The following is a 4,237-nucleotide window of genomic DNA, read 5'->3' on the forward strand; positions in this document are numbered from 1 at the left end:
GGGCGGCACGGGTGGGCGCAGCGGCACCCCGGCGGCGCCGGGCCACGCGACCCACCCCCGCCCCGCACCAACGCCGGACCACGCAACCCCGCACCCGCGCCGCGCGCACCGTCCCCGGGTCGGGGGAATCCGGGGCGAACGCCCCGACCGGTGGGCCGGGTTGCGGCAGGATGCCGTCGCATGGACGCCGTACGGGTAGCGCTGCTGCGGGACGTGCTCGCCGGGACCGAGTGGCTGGGAGCCACCCGGCGCTTCGCGGGCGCCCTGCGCGGATCGGTGGTGCCGCACGGGGGCGGGCTGCTGCTGGTGGGGACGGCGGGATACGAGCCCTGGCATCTGGCCGCCCACCTGGTGGACGAGGCCGCGTGGTCGGGGACCCCGGAGCTGGCGCCGACCCTGGTGCGGCACGGCGCGCGGCCGTCGGACCCGGCGCATCTGGCGGTGGGGCTGGGACGGCTGGCGGCGGCGCGGCGCGGGGAGACCCTGCTGGTGGTGACGCCGGACGAGCCGGGGGCCGGGCTGCTGGAACGGGTGCACGACGCGCGGCGGGCCGGGGCGACGGTGCTGGCGCTGGGCAGCGGTGAGCGGGAGCTGACGGCGATGGCGCACGAGGCGCTGGCCGTGCCGGAGGGGGCCGAGCTGGACCTGGACACGGTGCAGCATCTGGTCAGCGCGGCGGCCGGGGAGAACGCGGTGCCCCCGCAGCGGGGCCGACGCCGGTTCCGGGACCGCCTCTCCCGGCTGGCGGACCAGCTGACGGCGCCGCCGCCACCGCGATGGTGAGATGCCGCTGTGCGAGCGGGGCCTTGCGGCGCCCGGACTCGCTGTCCCGGCCGGTGCGGCGGCCGGTGCGGACGGGACCAGGCCGCACCCGTCCCGGCTGTCCCCACCGGCGGACCAGCTGACGGCGCCGCCACCGCGATGGTGGATGCCGGTGTGCGGCCGGGGCCCGGCGGAACCCGGACCGGTGCGGAGCCCGGCGCGGACGTAGGGTCGGGCCATGACCTCTACCGACAGCGCCGCACAGAAGGCCCCCGCCAAGGACCCCTGGGACCTGCCCGACGTCTCCGGGCTCGTCGTCGGCGTGCTCGGCGGCACCGGCCCGCAGGGCAAGGGCCTCGCGTACCGCCTCGCCAAGGCCGGCCAGAAGGTGATCGTCGGCTCCCGCGCCGCCGAGCGCGCCCAGGCCGCCGCCGAGGAGCTCGGGCACGGCATCGAGGGCGCCGACAACGCCGAGACCGCGCGGCGCAGTGACGTCGTGATCGTCGCCGTCCCGTGGGAGGGCCACGGCAAGACCCTGGAGTCCCTGCGCGAGGAACTCGCCGGCAAGCTCGTCGTCGACTGCGTCAACCCGCTCGGCTTCGACAAGAAGGGCGCCTACGCCCTCAAGCCCGAGGAGGGCAGCGCCGCCGAGCAGGCCGCCGCCCTGCTGCCGGACAGCCGGGTCGCCGCCGCCTTCCACCACCTCTCGGCCGTCCTCCTCCAGGACCCGGAGATCGACGAGATCGACACCGACGTGATGGTCCTCGGCGAGGAGCGCGCCGACGTGGAGATCGTCCAGGCCCTGGCAGGCCGCATCGCCGGTATGCGCGGCGTCTTCGCCGGGCGGCTGCGCAACGCCCACCAGGTCGAGTCGCTGGTCGCCAACCTGATCTCCGTCAACCGCCGCTACAAGGCACACGCCGGGCTCCGCGTCACCGACGTATGAGGCGATGGGGGACACTGGTGGGTGCCGGTACGCCGCTGCCGGCCGTGTCCGCAGTACCCGCACGTGTCCCCCGACAGGAGCCCCGCCCATGCCCCGCCTCGCCGTCTACGCCTTGATCGTCTGCGTGCTCGCCGTGGTCGCCGCCGTCGTCTCCTTCGTGCAGGGCAGCGTGCTGATCGGCGTCGTCTGGGTGCTGCTGACGGGCCTGTCGTCCAACATGTGCTGGTACTACGTGAAGCGAGGCCGCACCCCGCGCCGCGAGTCGGTCGCTAACTGACCGAGCAGACGTCGGCCGTCTGCCAGAACCGGTACAGCTCGAAGCCGCAGTACGAGTCGAAGTCGCTGATCCCCAGCCCGCGCAGGATCGCGTCGACCGCGTCGAAGAACACGCCGTTGACCGCCGGCAGCCACAGCAGCGCGAACACGAACAGCAGCCCGAACGGCGCGAACGGCTCCACCTGCCGCCGCACGCCGTGCGACAGCCAGGGCTCGACCACCCCGTAGCCGTCCAGGCCCGGCACCGGCAGGAAGTTCAGGATCGCGGCCGTGACCTGGAGCAGCGCGAGGAAGGCGAGCGCGAGCCGGAAGTCGCGCGGCACGCCGTCCAGCGCGTCCAGCCAGAACGGGGCCGTGCACACGGCGGCGAACAGCACGTTCGTCAGCGGGCCCGCGGCCGAGATCAGGCTGTGCCGCCAGCGCCCGCGGATACGGCCCCGCTCGATGAACACCGCGCCGCCCGGCAGACCGATCCCGCCCATGATCACGAACAGCACGGGCAGCACGATGCTCAGCAGCGCGTGCGTGTACTTCACCGGGTTCAGCGTGAGATAGCCCTTCGCGCCGACCGAGATGTCGCCGCTGTGCAGGGCGGTACGGGCGTGCGCGTACTCGTGCAGGCACAGCGAGACGACCCACGCGGCCGTCACGAACAGGAACACGGCCACGCCCGGCTGCTCGGCGAACCCGGTCCAGGTGGCCCACCCCGTGACCGCCATGACGGCGACGATCCCGAGGAAGACGGGACTGATCCGCCGGTCGCTGGGACGGGTGGTGGCGGCGGTCATGGGACTCCCTGACTGACGTGCGTGACTGACGTGCGTGCGTGACGTGCGTGCGTACGGCGGGCCCTCGCGGGGCGCGGGACTGCCCGACCGTACCCGGCGCGGCACGTGTTCGGCGAGGCCCGGGCGGTCTCCGGGCGGGCCCGGACAGGGCGTTGCCACGCCGCTCCCGAGAAACCCCGTGACCGGCCCCGACGACACCAGGGACAATGGACCCCGTGCGCTACCGCATCCTCGGCACCACCCAGGCACTCCGCCCCGACGGCACGGCCGTCCCCGTCGGCGGGGCGCGGCTGCGTGCCCTGCTGACCGTGCTCGCCCTCAGGCCCGGCCGCGCCGTGCCCGTGGGGCTGCTGGTGGAGGAGGTGTGGGGCGACGACCCGCCCGCCGACGCGCCGGGCGCCCTCCAGGCACTGGTCGGCCGGCTGCGCCGGGCGCTCGGCGCGGGCGCGGTCGCCTCCGCCGACGGCGGCTACCGGCTCGCCGCCGTCCCCGACGACATCGACCTGCACCGCTTCGACCGGCTGGCCGGTGAGGGCTCCCGCGCCCTCGCCGACGGCGACCCGGACAAGGCGGCCGAGCTCCTCGACGACGCGCTCGCCCTGTGGCGCGGCCCCGCCCTCGCCGACCTGCCCGACCGCACCGCGGAGGCGGCCCGCTGGGAGACCCGGCACCTGGACGTCCTGCGCGCCCGCCACGCCGCCGCGCTGGACCTCGGGCAGGCGGAGCACGCGCTGCCGGAGCTGACCGCGCTGTGCGACGGGCACCCCCTGGACGAGTCCCTCCAGACCCTGCGGCTGCGCGCCCTGCGCGACACGGGCCGCACGGCGGAGGCCCTGGTCGCGTACGAGGGCGTACGACGCCTGCTCGCGGACCGCCTGGGCACGGACCCGGGCCCGGAGCTACGGTCCCTGCACGGCGAGCTGCTGGCCCCGACCCCGCCCAGCACCAGGCCGAGGCCCGCGGACCGGGCGGGGCCCGCGGGCCGGGCGGGGGACACGGACGGGGCGGGGCCCTCCCGGACACCGGGACCCTCCGGGACGGCGGCGGCCGACCGTTCGGCGACACACGGCCGACCGGCGGGGCCTGCCGACCGGGTGACGCACGACGGTCCGACGGGCCCTGCCGGCCGGGTGACACACGGCGGTCCGTCGGGGCCTGCCGGTGCGGCGACGCACGCGGGTCCGGCGACGCACGCGGGTTCGGCGGAGCACGCGGGTTCGGCGGAGCACGAGGGTTCGGCGGGGCACGAGGGTGCGGCGACGCACGCGGGTTCGGCGGGGCACGAGGGCCCGGCGGCGCACGAGGGTCCGGAGACGCACGAGGGTTCGGCGAGGCACGAGGGTTCGGCGGGGCACGCGGGTTCGGCGACGCACCCGGGCCCGGCGGGGCACGCCGGTTCCGCGTGGCCGGCCGCCGGTCCCACGCCGCCCGCGGCCCCCGGGACTTCCCCCGCCCCCGCGGCCCC

General features: G+C 76.6%; 5 protein-coding genes. 4 read left to right on the forward strand and 1 reads right to left on the reverse strand.

The window, feature by feature from the left end; genetic code table 11:
- Window positions 1-180: 180 nt before the first annotated feature.
- From GTW67_RS10120 to GTW67_RS10130, 3 genes are all read left to right on the forward strand, one after another.
- On the forward strand, window positions 181-783 hold the full coding sequence (locus GTW67_RS10120; protein ID WP_161164464.1) for a hypothetical protein: 603 nt from the start codon (window positions 181-183) through the stop codon (window positions 781-783).
- Window positions 784-1,000: 217 nt separating this feature from the next.
- Window positions 1,001-1,708, forward strand: coding sequence for an NADPH-dependent F420 reductase (npdG, locus tag GTW67_RS10125; protein ID WP_161164465.1), 708 nt, complete (start codon window positions 1,001-1,003; stop codon window positions 1,706-1,708).
- 88 nt (window positions 1,709-1,796) lie between these two features.
- Window positions 1,797-1,985 carry a hypothetical protein gene (locus GTW67_RS10130; protein WP_161164466.1) on the forward strand — a complete coding sequence of 63 codons (189 nt, stop codon included), beginning with the start codon at window positions 1,797-1,799 and terminating at the stop codon, window positions 1,983-1,985.
- On the opposite strand, the gene GTW67_RS10135 is transcribed toward GTW67_RS10130, so the two are convergent.
- On the reverse strand, window positions 1,978-2,772 hold the full coding sequence (locus GTW67_RS10135) for a site-2 protease family protein (protein WP_161164467.1): 795 nt from the start codon (window positions 2,770-2,772) through the stop codon (window positions 1,978-1,980). The genes GTW67_RS10130 and GTW67_RS10135 overlap by 8 nt on opposite strands.
- A 206-nt stretch (window positions 2,773-2,978) precedes the next feature.
- Here GTW67_RS10135 and GTW67_RS37580 point away from each other — a divergent pair.
- On the forward strand, window positions 2,979-4,237 hold a 1,259-nt coding region (locus GTW67_RS37580; protein WP_237518769.1), incomplete at its 3' end, for a BTAD domain-containing putative transcriptional regulator.

Origin of the sequence: Streptomyces sp. SID5910, assembly GCF_009862125.1 — a bacterium.
In the GTDB taxonomy this organism is placed as follows: domain Bacteria; phylum Actinomycetota; class Actinomycetes; order Streptomycetales; family Streptomycetaceae; genus Streptomyces.